Source organism: Granulicella sp. dw_53 (assembly GCF_018449545.1).
Taxonomy (GTDB): Bacteria; Acidobacteriota; Terriglobia; order Terriglobales; family Acidobacteriaceae; genus Edaphobacter.
In genome coordinates this window covers 117270-137141 of record NZ_JAAVUR010000004.1, presented here as the reverse complement: position 1 = coordinate 137141, position 19872 = coordinate 117270, and the positions used below count along the sequence as shown (strand labels likewise).

18 protein-coding genes are annotated in these 19872 nt (G+C 59.5%); 11 read left to right on the top strand and 7 right to left on the bottom strand.

All coding sequences use genetic code 11. From position 1 onward, the window contains the following. Positions 1-78 precede the first annotated feature (78 nt). The 4 genes from HB393_RS08040 (at position 79) to HB393_RS08025 (ending at position 5540) form a co-directional block, all read left to right on the top strand. Entirely contained in the window at positions 79-2448 is a 2370-nt protein-coding gene (locus tag HB393_RS08040) for a glycoside hydrolase N-terminal domain-containing protein (RefSeq protein ID WP_213804650.1), read from the top strand. 24 nt (positions 2449-2472) lie between these two features. Next, a complete protein-coding gene (locus HB393_RS08035; RefSeq protein ID WP_213804649.1) occupies positions 2473-3171 on the top strand; it encodes an SGNH/GDSL hydrolase family protein in 699 nt (232 codons plus the stop codon). A 112-nt stretch (positions 3172-3283) separates the two neighbouring features. Continuing rightward, positions 3284-4669 (top strand): D-arabinono-1,4-lactone oxidase, encoded by a 1386-nt coding sequence (locus tag HB393_RS08030; RefSeq protein WP_345945091.1) that lies wholly within the window; start codon positions 3284-3286, stop codon positions 4667-4669. A 133-nt stretch (positions 4670-4802) separates the two neighbouring features. Next, the gene (locus HB393_RS08025) at positions 4803-5540 is read left to right on the top strand and encodes a tetratricopeptide repeat protein (RefSeq protein ID WP_213804648.1); all 738 of its coding nucleotides are present in this window, start codon (positions 4803-4805) and stop codon (positions 5538-5540) included. 272 nt (positions 5541-5812) lie between these two features. On the opposite strand, the gene HB393_RS08020 is transcribed toward HB393_RS08025, so the two are convergent. After that, positions 5813-7021, bottom strand: coding sequence for a potassium channel family protein (locus HB393_RS08020; RefSeq protein ID WP_213804647.1), 1209 nt, complete (start codon positions 7019-7021; stop codon positions 5813-5815). A 239-nt stretch (positions 7022-7260) separates the two neighbouring features. Here HB393_RS08020 and HB393_RS08015 point away from each other — a divergent pair, with 239 nt between their 5' ends. Together HB393_RS08015 and xseA are read left to right on the top strand one after the other, a co-directional pair. After that, positions 7261-7635: a response regulator gene (locus tag HB393_RS08015; RefSeq protein ID WP_213804646.1), complete on the top strand. Its 375-nt coding sequence runs from the start codon at positions 7261-7263 to the stop codon at positions 7633-7635. Positions 7636-8012: 377 nt separating this feature from the next. Next, complete coding sequence (gene xseA, locus HB393_RS08010) at positions 8013-9563, top strand: exodeoxyribonuclease VII large subunit (RefSeq protein ID WP_213804645.1); 1551 nt, start codon at positions 8013-8015, stop codon at positions 9561-9563. A gap of 60 nt (positions 9564-9623) precedes the next feature. On the opposite strand, the gene HB393_RS08005 is transcribed toward xseA, so the two are convergent. Then, the gene (locus HB393_RS08005; protein ID WP_213804644.1) at positions 9624-10250 is read right to left on the bottom strand and encodes a hypothetical protein; all 627 of its coding nucleotides are present in this window, start codon (positions 10248-10250) and stop codon (positions 9624-9626) included. A gap of 275 nt (positions 10251-10525) precedes the next feature. Between HB393_RS08005 and glmM the strand changes: the two genes are divergently transcribed. Next, on the top strand, positions 10526-11878 hold the full coding sequence (gene glmM, locus HB393_RS08000) for a phosphoglucosamine mutase (RefSeq protein ID WP_213804643.1): 1353 nt from the start codon (positions 10526-10528) through the stop codon (positions 11876-11878). 115 nt (positions 11879-11993) lie between these two features. Here glmM and HB393_RS07995 read toward each other — a convergent pair whose 3' ends face one another. After that, positions 11994-12278, bottom strand: coding sequence for a HigA family addiction module antitoxin (locus HB393_RS07995; RefSeq protein WP_213804642.1), 285 nt, complete (start codon positions 12276-12278; stop codon positions 11994-11996). A 10-nt stretch (positions 12279-12288) separates the two neighbouring features. Further along, complete coding sequence (locus HB393_RS07990) at positions 12289-12567, bottom strand: type II toxin-antitoxin system RelE/ParE family toxin (RefSeq protein ID WP_213804641.1); 279 nt, start codon at positions 12565-12567, stop codon at positions 12289-12291. Positions 12568-13086: 519 nt separating this feature from the next. On the opposite strand from HB393_RS07990, the gene HB393_RS07985 reads away from it, so the two are divergent. Beyond that, positions 13087-14694 carry a hypothetical protein gene (locus tag HB393_RS07985; RefSeq protein ID WP_213804640.1) on the top strand — a complete coding sequence of 536 codons (1608 nt, stop codon included), beginning with the start codon at positions 13087-13089 and terminating at the stop codon, positions 14692-14694. 358 nt (positions 14695-15052) lie between these two features. On the opposite strand, the gene HB393_RS07980 is transcribed toward HB393_RS07985, so the two are convergent. Further along, positions 15053-15556, bottom strand: coding sequence for a hypothetical protein (locus HB393_RS07980; RefSeq protein ID WP_213804639.1), 504 nt, complete (start codon positions 15554-15556; stop codon positions 15053-15055). A 334-nt stretch (positions 15557-15890) separates the two neighbouring features. Further along, positions 15891-17282, bottom strand: a complete 1392-nt coding sequence (locus HB393_RS07975) for an aspartate ammonia-lyase (RefSeq protein ID WP_213804638.1) — start codon at positions 17280-17282, stop codon at positions 15891-15893. A gap of 92 nt (positions 17283-17374) precedes the next feature. Between HB393_RS07975 and HB393_RS07970 the strand changes: the two genes are divergently transcribed. The 3 genes from HB393_RS07970 to HB393_RS07960 are packed head-to-tail and all read left to right on the top strand — an operon-like array spanning position 17375 to position 19678. Beyond that, positions 17375-17521 (top strand): hypothetical protein, encoded by a 147-nt coding sequence (locus HB393_RS07970; protein WP_213804637.1) that lies wholly within the window; start codon positions 17375-17377, stop codon positions 17519-17521. Between the two features lie 13 nt (positions 17522-17534). Beyond that, positions 17535-18122, top strand: a complete 588-nt coding sequence (locus tag HB393_RS07965) for a hypothetical protein (RefSeq protein WP_213804636.1) — start codon at positions 17535-17537, stop codon at positions 18120-18122. A 2-nt stretch (positions 18123-18124) separates the two neighbouring features. Next, positions 18125-19678 (top strand): fumarate hydratase, encoded by a 1554-nt coding sequence (locus HB393_RS07960; protein ID WP_345945111.1) that lies wholly within the window; start codon positions 18125-18127, stop codon positions 19676-19678. A gap of 17 nt (positions 19679-19695) precedes the next feature. Here HB393_RS07960 and HB393_RS07955 read toward each other — a convergent pair whose 3' ends face one another. After that, a complete protein-coding gene (locus HB393_RS07955; protein ID WP_213804634.1) occupies positions 19696-19872 on the bottom strand; it encodes a hypothetical protein in 177 nt (58 codons plus the stop codon).

Here is a 19872-nt window from a genome sequence, read left to right as displayed (position 1 = left end):
CTCTGTCCCTAAGAACCTCTGTGCCTCGCCTGAAAAGTTTGCGAAAGGATTTACGTGACGACTACAAGACGAGACTTTGTGCGCGGATCCGCTGCCCTCGCGGTATATCCTCCTCGACTGCTCCCTGCAATGACGAGCCTTCCCACCCGCAAGACCGAGCTATGGTTCTCGAAGCCCGCCAGCCGCTGGATGGAGGCCTTGCCAATCGGGAACGGTCGCATCGGAGGCATGATCTTTGGCGGCGTATCCATGGAGAGCATCGCTCTTACAGAATCCACCGTCTGGTCAGGAGCCCCGAGCGACAGAAATATAAATCCAACTGCGTTTGAAAACCTCGGCCGCATCCGCGAACTGATGTTTGCTGGAAAATATGCTGAAGGCGGCGACCTATGCAAAGAGCATCTGCTAGGCCATCCCGACTCATTCGGAACCAATCTTCCCATGGCCACATTGCAGATTGCATTCGACGATATCGCACCCGTACAAAATTACCGGCGCTCCCTCAATCTGGACGAGGCGATCGCACACGTCGACTACACTCAGGGCGGCCTCAGCTTTCATCGTGAGATATTCTCATCCAACACTGACGACGCCCTCATAGCCCGTCTAACATGCAGCAAGGCAAAATCGATCTCCTGCACCATCTCCTTCGCGAAGCTGACCCTCCCCGGCAAGGTGACAACAGAAGGAGACGACACGCTTATCCTCCGCGGCCAGGCCTTTGAGCACCTGCACAGTAACGGCAAACAGGGCGTCGAATTTGAAGCTCACATTCGTCTGCGTGCGGAAGGAGGCGTAGTTACCAGTCGCGAAGAAAGTATCACCGTAAAGAACGCCGATGCTCTCACGATATTAGTCGTGATATCGACAAATTACGGCGGAGCAGATCCGTCAAAACGCTGCACCCAAACGCTGCAAGCGTTACGGCATAAGACCGTCACCCAACTTCGCTCTGCACATCTTGAAGACCACCGTGCACTCTATCGTCGCGTGGCGATCGACCTGGGGACAAATCCCGCCGCCGAACAGCGACCCACCGACGAGAGACGCAAAGCCGTTCAATCCGGAGGAGCGGATCCTGGCCTGTCGGCACTCTTCTTCCAATACGGTAGATATCTTACGATTGCAGGCTCACGCCCAAACTCCCCATTACCCCTTGCACTGCAGGGCATCTGGAACGACGGGCTCGCATCCAGCATGGGTTGGACGGACGACTTCCACCTCGACATCAATACAGAGCAAAACTACTGGGTGGCCGAGGTCGGCAACCTCTCCGAGTGCCAATCTCCACTCTTCGATTTCATCGACGCAATGCGCGTAGCAGGACGAATTACCGCCCGCAAGATGTATGGCGCACCCGGCTGGGTCAGCCACGTCGTCACCAACCCATGGGGATTCACCGCCGCTGGATGGGGCCTGGGTTGGGGAATCTTTCCAACCGGCGGCGTATGGCTCTCCTTGCAGCTATTGGAGCACTATCGTTTCACCGCGGATAAGCAATTCATGAAGCAGCGCCTATACCCCGTCTTCAAAGAGGCCGCCGAGTTTTTCCTTGCCTACATGGTCCAACACCCCCAACATGGCTGGTTGGTGACGGGCCCCGCCGTCTCACCCGAAAACTGGTTTCTCACCCCCGACGGAAAGAAATGCAGCGAATCGATGGGACCCACAGCCGACCGGGTTCTCGTCCACTCCTTGTTGAACGCTTGTATCGAAGCCTCAACGACCCTCGGCATCGACGAGGACTTCCGCGCAAAGGCAAAAGACGCGCTGGACCGCCTGCCTCCCCTCCAAATAGGAAAGCACGGCCAGCTTCAGGAGTGGCTGGAAGACTTTGACGAAGCGGAGCCCAATCATCGCAGCACGACGCATCTCATCGCGCTCTACCCTGAGCACCAGATCTCACCAGCTAAGACTCCCGCCCTCGCCCAGGCCGCTCGGATCACCATCGAGCGGCGCATCAGCCAGCCCAACTGGGAAGACTCCGAGTGGGGTCGGGCAAATCTCGTCAACTACTACGCCCGGCTTCTCGACGGAGAAGCAGCCCACAAGCATCTCATCGGTTTGCTTTCAAAAGCCGCAGAGGACTCGCTCCTGACTTATTCTCGCGGTGGCGTCGCCGGCGCCGAGAGCAACATCTTCTCCCTCGACGGAAACTGCGCAGGAGCCGCCGGCATCGCAGAAATGCTGCTTCAATCCCACGAGGAAGAGATCCACCTCTTACCCGCTCTCCCCTCCGCCTGGCCCCAGGGAAGCATCCATGGTCTGTGCGCTCGTGGCGGCGTACAGGTCTCGCTCTCCTGGGTTGCAGGAAAACTGATCTACGCCTCCTTCAAAAGTAAATTAGGAGGAACGCATAAGGTGCGTTACGGTACAGGCACCACGCAGGTCTCTCTCATAAAAGACCGTGAGGTCACAGTCCGCGCAAGAAGCTTCAACCACGGTTGAATCGGTTGAAGCCGGAAGGAAACGATGAGATCCCACTTACAGAAGGTCACCGCACTTACAACCCTGGTCTTCAGTCTGTCGATACTACTTAGCCCAATCCATACCTACGCCCAGAATCCATCTTCCCGGCCAGAAGAGATCGAGTGGACCTGGGAGGTAAGACCTTCCCACGTCGATACAAAGCTCCCCAACGTCCTGCTCGTAGGCGATTCCATCTCCAGAAACTACTACCCGGAAGTACAACGCCAACTGGACAAAGTCGCGAACGTCTACCTCATGGCCACATCGACCTCCATCGGCGACCCACGTCTCCCCTTGCAAATCGCAGAGTTCGCACGGATGGAATCCGTTCCTTTCAAAGTAGTGCACTTCAATAACGGCATGCACGGCTGGACCTACTCCGAGCCCGAATACCGTGCCGCATTTCCGTCACTTCTAGCCGCTCTGCACAGCATCGCCTCGGCTGCATCGTTCGTATGGGCAACCACCACTCCAGTCAAGGAAGATGCAACACCCGGGCCCACGAACCTCCGCATCGAAGCCAGAAACAGCATCGCCCTCTCCTTCATCAAGTCCGCCAACATCCCCATCGACGACCAGCACGAGCTCATGTCCCACCACGCCGATCAATACGAAGACAAAGTGCACTTCAACATCGCCGGAGCCGCGATCCAAGGCCAGCAGGCAGCACAAAGCATCCGCCTCCTTCTTACAAAGCCATAAAGCCGCTCCGCCGCTCGCCAGTTGCTTTCTATACGCCAAAGCCTCTATACCTTATGGCGCGGCAAATCTGGCACGATGCTGTCAATTCAATGGATTCCTTCGGAGAGCGTGCGTGAACAAGCGAGACTTCCTCAAATCATCAGGTGCAATTCTCACCGGCTCCATGCTGTCCCGCTTCGCAGCCTCGGAGTCCCTCGCAGATTCACAAACCTCTCGCACCGCACCCGCGAAGACCCCAGAGGTACGCACCAACTGGGGCGGCAACCTCCACTACAGCACCGACAAACTCATCACCCCCGGCACCGTCGCCGAGGTCCAGCAGGCCGTCAAATCTGCGTCCTCCCTCAAGACCCTCGGCTCCCGCCACGCCTTCAACACCATCGCCGACAGCTCCGTCGAGCAGATCTCCGTCAAGAACCTCACCACCATGACCGTCGATGCGCAAGCCCACACCGTCACCGTCGGAGGCGGCGTCACCTACTCTGACCTTCCTCCCTACCTTCACTCCCAGGGCTTCGCGCTCCACAACCTCGCCTCGCTCCCCGGCATCACCGTCGCCGGAGCCTGCGCCACCGCCACCCACGGCTCCGGCATCCACAACGGCAACCTCACCACTGCCGTCTCCGCCATGGAGATCGTCACCGCCGACGGCCAGCTCCTCCAGCTCTCCCGCGCCAAAGACGGAGACCGCTTCCTCACCGCCGCCGTCACCTTGGGAGCCGTAGGCGTCATCACCAAAATCACCCTCGACATCCAGCCCACCTTCCAGATGGCCCAGACGCTCTACGAGAACCTCTCCTTCTCCCAGCTCGAAAAGAACCTCGACGCCATCTTCTCCAGCGGCTACAGCGTCAGCCTCTTCACCGACTGGCAGCACAACCGTGCCGGCCAGGTCTGGATCAAACGTCGCGTCGAACCCAACGCAAAACTCGACATCCCCGCCCAGTTCTACGGAGCCACCCTAGCCAAGGAAAAACTCCACCCCGTCCCCGGTCACTCCGCCGACTCCTGCACCGACCAGCTCAGCGTCCCCGGCCCCTGGTTCGACCGCATGCCGCACTTCAGAATCGGAGCCGTCCCCAGCGCCGGAGCCGAAATCCAGTCCGAGTTCTTCGTCGCTCGCAACCAGGCCTACGCCGCCATCCGGGCCGTCGAAGAGCTCCGCGACCACATCACCCCTCACCTCTTCATCACCGAGTTCCGCACCATCGCCGCCGACAACCTCTTCATGAGCCCCTGTTACCATCTCCCCTCCATGGCCATTCACTTCACCTGGAAGCCCGAACTCGAAGCCGTCCGGAAGGTCCTGCCCCTCATCGAAGCCAAACTGGCTCCTTTCAACGCCCGCCCCCATTGGGCCAAAGTCTTCACCATGGCGCCCGCCCACCTGCAGTCTCTCTACCCCAGGCTGCCCGACTTCAAAGCCCTTCTCCAGCAATACGATCCCAGCGGCAAGTTCCGCAACCAATTCCTCCAGACCAACCTCTACAGCGCTTGAACCGCCGCCCCGGCAGGGAAGGGCCGACAGATACCCCATCCGCTGATAGACTTAAAGTTCTGCGTTGACCACTCGCGCTATCAAGTTCTCTCGAAGCGGACGACCGCAGCGAGCCAAAAGGAAAATCAACATCGTGGATCACGAAACTAAAGTAGCCCTCAAGAACGACCAGTTTGTCACCACCACCAGCCACGGCCTCGAGTGGGCCGCTCAGAATCGCCGCTCCGTCATCACCACCAGCGTGATTCTCATCTTCGTCATCCTGGTCCTCGTCGGCAGCTTCGTCTTCTTCAACAACCGCTCCCAGCAGGCCAGCGTTGCCTTTGGCGAGGCGATCGCAGCCTACCAGGCCCCCATCGCTCAGCCCGGCCAGCCCATCCCCGTCGGCATGAAGACCTTCAACTCCATCCCCGAGCGCGCCAAGGCCGCCAACGGCCTCTTCCTCGCAACCGCCAACAAGTACGGTATGACCCCCTCTGGCAAGAACGCGCGCTACTTCGCCGGCCTCACCTATATGGAAGCCGGCGAGAACGCCTCCGCCGAGTCCACCTTCAAGCAGGTCGCCGATTCCTGGAACAAGGACCTCGCCGGCCTCGCCAAACTCGCCCTCGCGCAACTCTACCGCCAGACCGGCCGATCCCCCCAGGCCATCGAGCTCTACAACCAGCTCACCGCCAAGCCCACCACTACCGTCCCCGCCGGCCTCGCCCAGCTCCAGCTCGCCGAGCTCTACGAGAGCCAGAACCAGCCCGACGCCGCCAAAAAGATTTACGCCCAACTCAAGGACAAGGACGCCAAGGGCCCCGCCGGACAAATCGCCGCGCAAAAGCTAAACCCCGCTCCCGCAGCCCCCGCCGCTCCTCCACAGTAACCTCCTAACCGCCACAACATTCGATTGCCCCATCCTTCGCTTTTGCAAAGGATGGGGCATCGCCTTTAAGCACCCGTCTTCCATAGACCACACCCAAACTCACCCTGCCACCACTGCACCAACTTCAACAATGCACAAATTTCTAGACCAATTAACAAATTTGTCATCCTGAGCGAAGTAACTCGCAGCTCCATCGCGAGTTACGCAGTCGAAGGACCTGTGGTTGTCTTTGCAGTTGCACTCGCCGTTGCCTGTCCTTACCCAACCCAACCTCAATGCCCCTCATCCTCCAGATCACTCGACACCGCCAAAGCGCTCACATGCACAGCCCCACCCAGCACATCTTCAGCCTCGCCCCGCAGCCGAGTGATCGTCCTCCACTGATCCTTCGCCTCTTTCTCCGGCAGCCAGGTTGGCAGCGGCATCCGCAGATACTCTGACAGCGCAATTGCATGCGGCTCATAAAGCGTACGAATCGTATGCAGCCGCTGCGCTGAAGCCGGATCGCCGCACATCCGTATGCTGATATCCCCCAGCGCATCGCACACCCGCGCAAACTCCTTCGGCGGCAGCCGGTCCAGCCGTGTCCCCTCATACAGGCACGCCTTCGACTTCTCCTCCAAATGGAACACATGCCCCAGATCGATCAGCGCATGTCGCGCCATCGCAAACGTCAACTGCGCCTGCCTCGCCGGAGTTCCATCCATGATCGAGATCAGCAGGGCACAGGTATCCAGGATCGAAACCAGCGCCGACAGCCAGCTCTGGTTGTCATGCTGCGACCGGTAGTAGCAAAGAATCGGATACGAGATGTGGGACTCCAGAATCTCCGCCGACCACCGCTCCCACTCCGCCAGCAGCAGACTCAGCGCCTCCTGCCCACCCTCGAACCCGTGCCTCCGCAGCAGCTCCGTGGCCGTCGGCGGCGAGCCCGCCCGCGCATCCAGCAGCGCCACACTCACCTCCCGCCGCGAAAACGCCTGGTACAACACCGGCACATAGCCGATCACCAGCGCCACAAACCCTAACCCCACCCCAGACTCCGAGATCAGCAGCACCCGCGCCGCCACCGCCCGCGGCACCACATCTCCCAGACCCAGCGTAAACAGCGTCGTGCCACTCACATACAAATCGGTGCCGAACCGCCCCAGCAATCCCGACCCCTTCGCCTGCATCGCATCTTGGAAAGGCGATCCCAGCGCAAAGTAGAAAAACGCAAATCCCGTCACCAGCAACAGCGCCCACAATCCCAGCAGAAGCAGCAACGACGACGGCCCATAAATGCTGTACGCCTGCTCACGTACTTTTTTATTGCGAATCCGCGGAACCAATATGGACCAAGGCCCCCAGGTGAGGGCAAAAAAAAGTGTCGTAATCCGTAGCCGTCCGGTGGGTCGTCGTGGAAGAATAATCGTCTGGAACGCATCCAGCGCTACGCCCAGGCAGCAGATTAATCCTGCAATCAACGCGACGAGGTGCATGGCTCCCTTTCTTTTTTCTGATGCGTCTCACCTAGAACAAAGCCGAAACCGTGAGTTGGGGGTTTAAGCTCGCAAGCCCTTGGCGCTATGTTAGATAGCCAACGTAACTGTCGGGAATTTTATTCGACAGTTGGATGTTTAAAGACTAGATTAAGGTTCTGCATTTACCCGTTGCTTCTCTTGGAGCACCTGTCTGCTGATCCTTTGGATGGTTTCACCAAGTAGAGATAGAGGCCCCCATGCAACGTGTTCTGATCGTAGATGACGAGCGTTTAGTAGCCGACACTTTGGCTCTGGTCTTCCAGAAAAGTGGTTTCGAGGCGCATGCCGCATATACCGTCAATACCGCGATGGTTGACGTTCGCACATTTAGGCCCGATCTTCTGCTCTGCGACATTACCATGCCCGGCAAGGATGGCCTCGCCCTGGTCCGCGAGATCACCAGGGAATTGCCAAGTTGTCGCATCATCGTACTCACCGGCTTCTACTCCAATCTTAAGATAGTTCGCGAAGAGGCAAACCGTCTCTCCCTGCCCGTCAGTATCCTCACCAAACCCTGCCAGCCCACCGACCTCCTCCGCGAAGCCAATAGCCTACTGGGGGCTATCGCCTAGTCTCTCCAACTGGGCTTCCCGAAGTGGAACCCGTCTCCGCTAACGTGGTTTTCCGGACAGACATAATCGCGCAATTCGACGACAATTCAGCCATGGAAACCGCCACCCACCCTCAGATAGTCTCTGCAGATCGGATGGATCACGGGGTCATTATTTACTTCAGCGATGGAAGCGCTGGACTCTTCTCGGACGTTCTCTTGTACTCCGTATTGTCCCAGGCATCGCCGCTCGATGAAGTCGATCCGCACGATTGATTCTCAGTTCGTCTGACCTTCAGCAACGATACCCTCCCGCGAGGCTGTCGACCACAGCCGCACCGGACCCTTCACGGCCCTCCCTCCTGCATCACCACCCCGCAAATGCTAGACTCAGGCGGTATGTCCGACAGGGAAGAGAACCCGCTCACGCTCGCCAGCCTGCGCGCACGCCCCTCGAAGGCCCGCTCTGCAAAGTCCCGCTTCACCGAGTCGGCCGCCCCCCGCAAAACCTCCGAAACCCCCCAGCTAGGCCTCCTCTTCAGCTCCCCATCCACCCCTCCTGAAAAAAACATCCCGGAAACACCCACCCCCGCAAAGCCAGCCGCCAAGCTCCCCCTCGAGCGCCGCATCTGGTCCGTCCGCGCCCTCGTCAGCGACGTCCGCCAGCACATCGAATCCGGCTACACCGACCTCTGGGTCGAGGGCGAGATCTCCAACTGCCGCCCCGCCCCCTCCGGCCACATCTACTTCACCCTCAAAGACGGCGAAGCCCAGCTTCCCGTCGTCCTCTTCCGCCGCCAGGCCCAGCTCCTCCGCTTTCGGCCCGCCGACGGCCTCGCCGTCCTCGTCCGTGGCCGCATCTCCATCTACGAGACTCGCGGCCAGCTCCAGCTCATCGCCGAAACCATGGAGCCTCGCGGCGCCGGAGCCCTGCAGCTAGCCTTCGAGCAGCTCAAAGCCCGCCTCCTCGCCGAAGGCCTCTTCGACGCCGCCCGCAAGCGCCCACTCCCGCCCTTTCCCCACTGCGTCGGCATCGTCACCTCGCCCACCGGAGCCGTCGTCCGCGACATCGTCAACGTCACCCGCCGCCGCCACGCCCGCCTCAACCTCCTCATCTACCCCGCCGCCATGCAAGGGCCCAACTGCCCCTCCACCGTCGCCGCCGGAATCCGCTGGTTCAACCAGCACCCCGGCAAAGTCGACCTCATCATCCTCGCCCGCGGCGGCGGTTCCATCGAAGACCTCGCCGGCTTCAACGACGAGCTCCTCGCCCGCGTCATCGCCTCCTCGCAACTCCCCATCGTCTCCGCCATCGGCCACGAGACCGACTTCACCATCGCCGACTTCGTCTCCGACCTCCGCGCACCCACTCCCTCCGCCGCCGCCGAGCTCGTCACCTCCGCCCAGCACCGCATCGAGGAGCGCGTCCTCGACCTCGAGCGCCGCAGCCACCGCGCCATCCGCTTTCATCTCCTGCACGCCCGTCAGCGTCTCGCCCGCCTCTCCGCCGACTCCGTCCTCCTCCGCCTCCGCGACTCCGTCAGCCGCCGCGATCAGCACCTCGACGAGCTCCACCGCCGCCTCGAAGACGCCATCGCCCGCCGCCTCCGCAACCGAACCCAGCGTCTCGAATCCCTCACCGCCCGCCTCCTCCGCCAGGACGTAGCCCTCCGCCTCGCAAACGCTCGCCACCGCCTCCAGACCGCTCGCCAGCGCCTCCTCCAGCTAGCCGCCCAGGCCGGAGCCCCCCAGCGCCACCGCCTCGCCCGAGCCTCCGCCCGCCTCGAAGCCCTCTCCCCCCTGGCTGTCCTCCAACGCGGCTACGCCCTCGCCTACTCCGCCGAGGGCACACTCCTGCGCTCCGCCACAGAAACCGCCCCCCACCAAACCATCCGCGTCCGGCTAGGCTCCGGCTCCCTCACCGCGGAAGTGGAAAAGATCGACCCCTAGAACCCGCAGAACCTCACCTGCACAAGACCTTCGTCTCGCCCTAGGAGACATGCTGTTCCCCTAACGGTTGAATGGATTCTTGTTCTGATCGAACCTGCGCCGGGCTGTTCGAGCCGTTCCTGTATACGTCTCGGTCCGGGCATCGCCAGCCAGCTTGCTGTACTTCGTGGCGTTAGCAAAAAGATCCTGATCGCGAATGTGTTCGAGATCCTCGGCGATGGCAATGTCCTGCGTATATCCGTAAATATTGCACAAGCGATAACCGAGGGTCCCCATCGCGGAACTGAATTGTTGGGCGAAACTTTGCTCGCCAAATCCAGAGCCACAACTGACAATTCGTATCGATCCGGCGAACATTCTGGATAAACCACTCCGCTGAAGCAGGAGCGCTAAATCGATAGGATCCAGAAAGGGGATGTCTGTGACGTCATTTCCCGTAATACGTGTCGACCCAGGCTCTCCATGACCCGTAATGTAAATATTGGTTCCAAATCCGGCATTGGACAAATTTTCAGCAGAATCTCGGTACAGAACCCGAATGTTTCGTTCTTCGAAGCTCTTGAGCAATCCAATATTAAACTTCCACCACTTCGGTCGCCTTCCCGTATTTGTGACCAGCCTCTGACCAGTGCCCCCAAAATCTTGTTCGGCCTGATTCTGGTCGAATGGAATATAAAAGATTGCCATATCTCTCCCGAAAGATCCGTGTAAAGCTCAACCCAAGACATCAGAGCGATACTCGTATTAAGTTCACGGCTCCTCGTTTTATTCCGCGCGACAGGGAATAAAACAACGAGCCCCCACACACCTAGGTAAACGCTCCCTCTCCAGCCGGGCATCGCCGGTTGAACTCCCTCGACAAGACAAAAATTGCGCTCTCGAACCCGCCACGCCTGATAATAAAAGGCGACGAACAAACTCAGACGCAAAGCCCGATCAGAACGACGGAGACCCACCCCTTCATGAAGAAGCTCTTTGGAACCGACGGCATCCGCTCCGTCGCCGGCCAGCACCCGCTCGACACCCCCACCGTACACGCCATCGGCCTCGCCTTGGCCCACTCCCTCGCCCGCATCACCCCTAGCCCCAGAATCCTCCTCGGCATGGACACCCGCGAGTCCAGCGCCTGGATCGCCGCGACCCTCACCGCCGGCATCATCTCCGCCGGAGTAGGAGCCGCCGTCGAATCCGCCGGCGTCATCACCACCCCCGCCGTAGCCTTCCTCGCCCGCGCCCACGGCTTCGCCGCCGGAGTCGTCATCTCCGCCTCCCACAATCCCTGGCAGGACAACGGCATCAAGCTCTTCGGCCCCGACGGCTTCAAACTCCCCGACGCCACCGAGCTCGCCATCGAAGACGAGATCTTCCACCAGCTGGCCACCTCCAAAGCCATCCCCGAGCTCTCCACCCCGCCTCCTGTCAACGACGCCGACCGCGCCGAGTACGTCCAGTTCCTCCTCGCCGCCGTCCCCGGCCTCTCTCTCGACAATCGCCGCATCGTCATCGACTGCGCCAACGGAGCCGCCTCCCCCGTCGCTCCCCAGCTCTTCGCCGGACTAGGCGGCGAAGTCATCATCACCCACGCCAGTCCCAACGGCCGCAACATCAACCAGGACTGCGGAGCCCTCTACCCCGCCATCGTCGCCGCCGAAGTCGTCGCACAAAAGGCCTCCATCGGCATCACCTTCGACGGCGACGCCGACCGCGCCCTCTTCGCCGACGAGCACGGCAACGTAGTCAACGGCGACGCCGTCCTTCTCCTCGCCGCACGCGACCTCCAGACCCGCGGTCTCCTGCAGAACCCCACCATCGTCGCCACCACCATGTCCAACATGGGCCTCGAAGCCGCCCTCAAACGCTCCGGCATCGCCATGCTCCGCGCCCCCGTCGGCGACAAGTACGTCCTCGAGCAGATGCTCGCCACCGGCGCGGCCCTCGGCGGTGAACAGTCCGGCCACATCATCTTCTCCGGACGCAGCACCACCGGCGATGGTCTCCTCACCGCTCTCCTCGTCCTCGACATCATCCACCGCTCCGGAAAATCCTTGGCCGAGCTCCTCGCCGACCTCAAGGTCTTCCCCCAGGTCATCGTCAACGTCAAGGTCCGCGAAAAAAAGCCCCTCGAATCCATCCCCGCCGTAGCCGCCGCCATCCTCGCCGCCGAGCAGGCCCTCGCCGACTCCGGCCGCGTCGTCATCCGCTACTCCGGCACCGAAGCCCTCGCCCGCGTCATGATCGAAGCCGAATCCGAGCCCCTCATGCGCCTCCACGCCGACACCATCGCCAACGCCATCCGCACCGAACTAGGCATCTAGCCAAGCCACAAAAACGGGTGCCCCATCCTTTTTGCAGCTTCATCGCAAATAGGATGGGGTATCGTGCGAAAGCACGACCGCTCTCCTCGACACCCTCAATAATCTCTCCCGAAAATTACGTCGCTGTCTCCAGCACCAATCGCCGCACCTTCACCCGCTTCTTCCGCGAAGCCACCCACAAGTCCCGTTGCACCTGCATCCGTAACCACACCTCTGCATCCAGCCCAAAAGCTTCGGACAGCTTCAAAGCCATCTCCGCCGAGACCCCCGCCTTGCTGTTCAGCACACGGGAAAGCGCAGCCCGCGTCACGCCAAGATGCTTGGCGACCTCGGTCACACTTCGCTCTCCCATAAACTCCGCCAGCAGTTTTCCCGGATGCGCCGGATTGTGCATCTGCATGGTCTTCTCCTTAGTGATAATCCTGATAGTCGACCAGAATCGCGTCCTCACCATCGAATGTAAAGGTCAATCTCCAATTTCCATTCACGCTTACCGCCCAATGACCCTCCAGCTCGCCGCGCAAAGGGTGCCATTGCCAGCCCGGAATGTTCATCTCTTCCGCTTTCTTTACGATATTCAGCAAAGTAAGCTGCAATGTGAGCTTTACGGCTTGTTTCGGTTGTATCCCCGCCTTCGACCCGGTTCGGAAATACCGCTCAACGCCCTTATGCCGAAAGCTCTTAATCATTCAGAGATATCGTATACCGAAACTGCACACTATACGAAATAATCTTGCCGGCGACCTGGCCTGCCACTCAACTCAAATCTCCACCTCAAGTCCAGCCGCAAAGGCCACCAGCAAACGCTGCCATCCCGAAGCGGATGGGGAGATAGGCTTACCGGGCCGAACCTCCTCTTGTCTTGCTGCCATTTGAAACATACCCTGCAACAAGGAAAGTGTAATAAGCATCGTCATCCTGTCTTGTACGCCAAGAGAACGAACGCGCTACAGATAATCAAGTCCAGATCACAAGGCCACAGGAAGCGACCACCGAATAGTTCGGCTGCCGCAACTGTGAGTTTTATTTGATGGGCCGGATGACGAGATTCACTTCATTGAGATGAACCGGCACGAGGATTTGGTGAGTGCTCGACGTTCGCAAAATCCTTTTAACATTTCTCTTTGTCATTCCTTCTTGCCTCATAACCCATTCCATTTACGCACAGCCTTGATTCCTCATACGAATTCGGGCAGAAAGTGATTGCGATGAAAAAATTCATTCTTTTTTCCCTATCTTTAATACTTGTTGGCGAGGCTCAGGCACGCATCTCAGGAAGCCCCTCGGGCGCTCTGCCAAATAGCATGTACGCCGGTGCACAGTTCAGAGACATCGGAGCTGAGGTCAACGACGAGATCGCTCTGCTCCCAACCGTAACTCAGAATGGACAAACATGGGCGCAAGGAACAGTAAATATTCCCGTAGGCAACTACGCGCAGACCACAACGATTCTCATCGCCTCTCCGTTTGTTAATTTGCGTTGCGAGCCCGGCACCATCCTCACATTTATGGGAGCTGGCGACGCCGTTCGCATCCTGCCCAGCGCACAGATCACAGGGCTCGCCCAGACCCAGCCGAATCAAGGTCCCTCCGTACAGAACTGTTCGTTCTATAACGTATCGCCGACAGCCACCAGCGCCATCCACGCCGGCGATATCTCTCAGATCCACATCTCCAATGTCGCCGTGAACAACTTCAACGGAACGCCCACATCGGCAGGCTACTGGTTCGATAACACCGTCTCCTTCACCGAGGGCATGGCTCTCAACGATATCGCCTCGAACAACAACTCCATCGGGATGCGCTTCACCAACACCGCCGGAGGCGTGCTCACCCAGAGCTTCGGATACGCATCCATTCGCGGCTTCCGTGCACAGGTCAGAACCAATCAAATCGGCATCTCCGTAGAGACCGGAACCTTTCTGTATCACAGCTTCATCGATGCCATCATGGAGACCTCGGACCCCACCGGCACGGCTATGTCTGTAACTGGAACCGGCAAAGTCGGAGGTAACTCCGGCGACGATGTCGTCTTCCTGCGCGGAGAGTGCGTCAACACCTCCGGGCCCTGCAGCGGATCGACCTTGCTCAACCTCGGGGCCGCCGCTCAATTCGTAGCGAACGGCTTCATGAACGGTCTGGGCAGTACCATGACAAACATCATCGCCCCCGGCGCGGTACTCACCTGGAACGGGACGACCGAGATCAACCAATCGACCTTCAACTTCGGTTGGAGCAGCGACAACAGCATCCTGATGCGCTTCGCCAGCACTCCTGCGGTAGCGATCTTCTCGAACAACATGAGGCTCGGTGGCTCGTACGTCCTGGGCTGGTCCACCGGACCCACCACCGCCGCGAACTACGTCGGCTTGTCTCCCTGCGTCTTCGGCGCTGCGACACTCTGTGTCGGAAATGGAGTAATCTCCGACGCCTCCGCTGGCGTCACCGCCGGCACCTTCACCGGATCGCAGTTCGTCGGCAACTCCCCTAGCCCCCTCATCTCCGCGGGACCCGCTGCAGGCATACAACCGGAGAACGTAACCCTCGCTCCCGGCAGTACCAACGTCTCCGGAACGATCGTCTTCAAGACAGGTTCTTCCCCAGCCGCCGGTGCCACGGTAGCGACGATCACCTTTGCAACCCCCCTGGCTCAACCGCCAAACGTCTGTATCGCCTCAGCACTCAATACATCGACAGCAGCAGCACTCAAAAGCCTCTTCATCCCGCAGCCCACCGCAACAGGCTTTGTACTGGCCAGTGGACAGATCCCTCTCAATCCGGCCACCGCATTCCTGGTCGGCTACGCCTGCTTCTAGAGCAAATTCTCTGATGGTATAGAAACGCTGCATAATGCAGGGCCGAAGATCCCACCGATCGCACGAAACTTACCCCGGAGATTTAGTTCTCCGGGGTAAGTCGCATAGCAAGCAGATATTGCCCAATGCATAACTGGAGATATTCATCCAGACATAACGGCGAACGTAATCGTAGCCTCACTCTATCAACGGCGCGCAGACTTACCGCACTCTCAGCGAATGGATATACAAAAAAAGAAATTGGTAGGAGTAAGAAGAAACCCAGAGGCTAGAGTTAAAAATCGGGGAAGTGATTTTCATAACAGGAAATCAACCTGCGTCCACTACGTCTTCCCAACCGAGTTATCCCAAGATCAGATCAAACCAAAGACTTCTCTAAAAGAAAGATGGACGAGGGCTGCACAAGAATCTCAGACCTTCGATACGCCACCTCTCTGACAATTTGAAAACCACAACGCAGATACGCAACAGTCAGCTCAGTCTTGGAGGCCAGAACCACGCCCTCCACGATGCGGCAACCATGCTCGCAGCAGAACGCTTCCCCCGCACGGATCATCTTCTTGCCCACGCTGGGGTGCACATTGGGATTTATCGTCAGCATCGCTAAATAACCGCGGTGCTTATCGCGAAGTTCGACATAAATTGCTGCGGCTATCTCCGTCTTTCCTTCTACTTCAGTCAAAAGAAAGCAGCCAGTCTCGAGAAGCCTCGCTATCTCCTCACGATGAGTGAAGTCGCTATCTCTAAAAGGATAGTTATCTTCGGCAAACCCATGATTGACGAACGTTACCAGGACATCCAGGTCTTCATAGGTAGCCACTCGAGTGGATAGCCTATCAACTAAATACAATTCGGCTTTCAATGGCGTTGATCTCCTTCACCTTAGTCTTTTAACTAACTAATATTGAGAAACACGTCTCCCTCCGTACTATTCCTAGGTCTTAGAAGAAGGAGAACAGACCACTCACAAGAGCTAATAAAAGATAGGACGAAAGACTTAGTCGCACCTGCCGAAAATTACGCATACATACAAATCCCCCACCACCACCCATAAAACATAACTAATCAGGAAGACACACGGCATGAGTTAATGCATACCCGACAAGAACTTGGACCCACCCAATCCTTGCAGATATTTAGCGCCCATAGCCCCGGGCTACATCCAGACGGACCCAGCCCACACGTAGCAACCATAGCTACGCATGCGGCTCCGTCATCCTCTTCGGATCGAGCACCTCGCGAATCTGCTCTTCGCTCATCAACCCCTGCTCCCGTGCCAGCTCCACGATGCTCCGCCCCGACGCCACCGACTCCTTCACCAGCCCCGCCGCCTTCTGGTACCCGATATACGGATTCAACGCCGTAGCCAGCGCAATCGTGCTGCCCGCATAGAAATCGCACCGCTCCCGATTCACCGTAATCCCCCGCACGCAACGCCGATCCAGTTCCCGTAGCGTATTCGTCAGAATCGTGATCGACTGCAGCGTATTGTGCGCCATCGCCGGCATCATCACATTCAACTCCAACTGCCCCGCCTGCACCGCCATCGCCACCGCCGCATCGTTCCCAATCACCTGGAACGCCACCATCGCTGTCAACTCCGCCAGCACCGGATTCACCTTCCCCGGCATGATGCTCGACCCCGGCTGCAGGCTCGGCAGATGAATCTCATTGAACCCCGTATTCGGCCCCGACGACAGCAGCCTCAGATCGTTCGAGATCCGCACCAGCTCCAGCGCCAGCCCGCGCAACGTCCCCGACACCTCCGCCATGCAAGCGCACGACTGCATCGCCCACCGCAGATCCTCCGCCGGACGCAGCTCCACCCCCGCGATCCGCGCCAGATTCGCCACCGCCTTCACCCTGTAAGCGCGATGCGTATTCAACCCCGTCCCCACCGCCGACCCGCCCAACCCCAAATCCCGCAGCCCCTCCGCCGCCCTCGCCAGCGAAGCCAGCGCCTTCCGCATCGCCACCGCATACGCCGCAAACTCCTGCCCCAGCGTGATCGGCACCGCATCCTGCATATGCGTGCGCCCCGCCTTCAACACATCGGCAAACTCCTCCGCCTTCTGATCGAACCCACCCGCCAGCCCGATCAGCACCGGATAAAGCTCATTCAACGCCAGCAGCGCACTCACCCGCATCGCCGTCGGAAACACATCGTTCGTCGACTGCCCATAGTTCACATGGTCGTTCGGATGCACCTTCGCATACGTCCCCAACCCCACACCCAGCATCTGATTCGCCCGATTCGCAATCACCTCATTGGCGTTCATATGCAGGCTCACCCCCGCTCCCGCCTGAAACACATCCACCACAAACTCCCCATCCAGCCTTCCCTCGATCACCTCCTGCGCCGCCGCCACAATCGCCCCACCTTGCTCCGGCGTAATCAATCCCAGCTCCCGATTCGCCTCCGCCGCCGCCCGCTTCACCATCCCCAACGCACGAATCAAAAACCCACTAGCCCGCAACCCGCTAATAGGAAAGTTCGCCACAGCCCGCGTCGTCTGCGCCCCATACAGCGCTTCTCCTGGAACTTCGACCTCTCCCAGCGAATCCTTCTCTACTCTTGTAGCAGGCATAATAAGACCCTCTCTTGGTATCATAGGATTCGGTTCTTGACCTCGGTGGATACCCACGATTCAAGAGGTGCAGAAGAAAAGGGAGATTTCGGATGAGCGACGAAGACCTTGCTGAATTCATCGCAAACATGAAGCGTCTTCGTGAAGAACGCGCCTCAACCCCCGAAGGCGCTCGCGCCGTTCTCATCGAAGAGGGCTACCTCGATCAAAACGGAGAAGTCGCCGAGCTCTATCGCTGATCTCTAGACAATCGTGCATCGACTCTCCTCCTCCTTTGTCCTCGGATACCACGGCTGCCAGCGCCAGACAGGCGAAAAGCTTCTCGCTGGAGAACCCTTCGTCCCCAGTGAGAACGACTACGACTGGCTCGGTCCTGGAATCTACTTCTGGGAATCCAATCCGCGCCGCGCAATGGAGTGGGCCGCTCTCTCCCACCAAAGAAAATACCCGGAAGGCCTCTCGGAACCCTTCGTCGTTGGGGCGGCAATCGATCTCGGCTTTTGCCTCGACCTGCTCTCTTCCAATGGCCTGGCCGCGGTCAAAGCAGCCCACGAAGACTTTGCCTATCATCTACAGATGTCAAACCGTCCGCTTCCGCGAAACTCCGGCGGTGAAGACCTGCTCTCACGCCGACTCGATTGCGCAGTCCTGGGACACCTTCACGACATCCGCTCGCGAAGCATCCAACCAGCATTCGATACCGTGCGTGGAGTCTTCATCGAAGGCGCTCCCATCTACCCGAACTCTGGTTTTCGAGAAAAAACGCACATCCAGATAGCAATCTGTAATCCTGATGTCATCAAGGGAGTATTTCGAGTCCCTCAAAAAGATCTGGAGTAAGCATCATGGCAATCATCAAACAAACCGACCTAATCCAATCCATAGCCGACGCGCTCCAGTACATCAGCTACTACCACCCGCTCGACTACATCACCAACCTCGCCCGCGCCTACGAGCTGGAAGAATCCCCCGCCGCCAAGGACGCCATGGCCCAGATCCTCATCAACTCGCGCATGTGCGCCGAGGGTCACCGCCCCATCTGCCAGGACACCGGCATCGTCACCATCTTCCTCAAAGTCGGCATGGAGGTCGTCTGGCAAGGCCCCAACGGCGGCCCCGCCACCCTCACCCTCCAGCAGATCTGCGACGCCGGCGTCCGTCAGGCCTACCTCGACCCCGACAACAAGCTCCGCGGCTCCATCCTCGCCGACCCCGCCTTCTCCCGCAAAAACACCGTCGACAACACCCCCTGCGTCGTCGAGGTCTCCCTCGTCAGCGGCGGCGAGGTAGACGTCATCGTCGCAGCCAAGGGTGGTGGCTCCGAGGCCAAATCCAAGTTCGTCATGCTCAACCCTTCCGACTCCATCGTCGACTGGGTTCTCAAGACCGTCCCCACCATGGGCGCCGGCTGGTGCCCCCCCGGCATGCTCGGCATCGGCATCGGCGGCACCGCCGAGAAGGCCATGCTCCTCGCCAAGCAGTCCCTCATGGACCCCATCGACATGCAGGAGCTCAAGCAGCGCGGACCCCAGAACAACCTCGAAGCCCTCCGCATCGAGCTCTACGACAAGGTCAACAACCTCGGCATTGGAGCCCAGGGACTCGGCGGCCTCACCACCGTCCTCGACATCAAGATCCTCGACTACCCCACCCACGCCGCCAACCTTCCCGTCGCCATGATCCCCAACTGCGCCGCCACCCGCCACGCCCACTTCCACCTCGACGGCGGCGGCCCCGTCATGCTCGACCCACCCTCGCTCGACTCCTGGCCCCAGCTCACCTACGACGTCAGCTCCGCGCGACGCGTCGACCTCAACACCGTCACCCGCGCCGACGTCCTCACCTGGAAGCCCGGCGAAGTCGTGCTCCTCTCCGGCAAACTCCTCACCGGACGCGACGCCGCCCACAAGCGCATGACCGATATGCTCTCCCGCGGCGAAAAACTTCCCGTCGACTTCACCGGCCGCTTCATCTACTACGTCGGCCCCGTCGACGCCGTACGCGACGAAGCCGTCGGCCCCGCCGGACCCACCACCGCCACCCGCATGGACAAGTTCACCCGCCAGATGCTCGAACAGACCGGCCTCCTCGGCATGGTCGGCAAGGCCGAGCGCGGCCCCGCTGCCATCGACGCCATCCGCGACAACCAGGCCGTCTACCTCATGGCCGTCGGCGGAGCCGCCTACCTCGTCTCCAAGGCCATCAAGAGTAGCCGCGTCCTCGCCTTCGAAGACCTGGGCATGGAGGCTATCTACGAGTTCGACGTCAAGGACATGCCCGTCACCGTAGCTGTCGACTCCAAAGGCACCAGCGTCCACACCACCGGCCCTGCCGAATGGTCCCACCGCATCGCCGCCAGCCAGGCCATCGCGGGAGTTCCAATCCTCGGCCAATAACCAGGAAAGACAAGGGCTCACTCGACCTGTGAGCCCTTGTCCTCATCCCAACCTCCAGGCTCCGAGTCGTCCCTGACACTGTCCGGCCGCTCCACAAAGTCCGAGTGGAGATAGCTCGTTCCCTTCATATCCGGGTGGATCGAGCAATACAAACCGCCATCGACTGCTTCTCGCTCGCATTCAAGACATTGCAT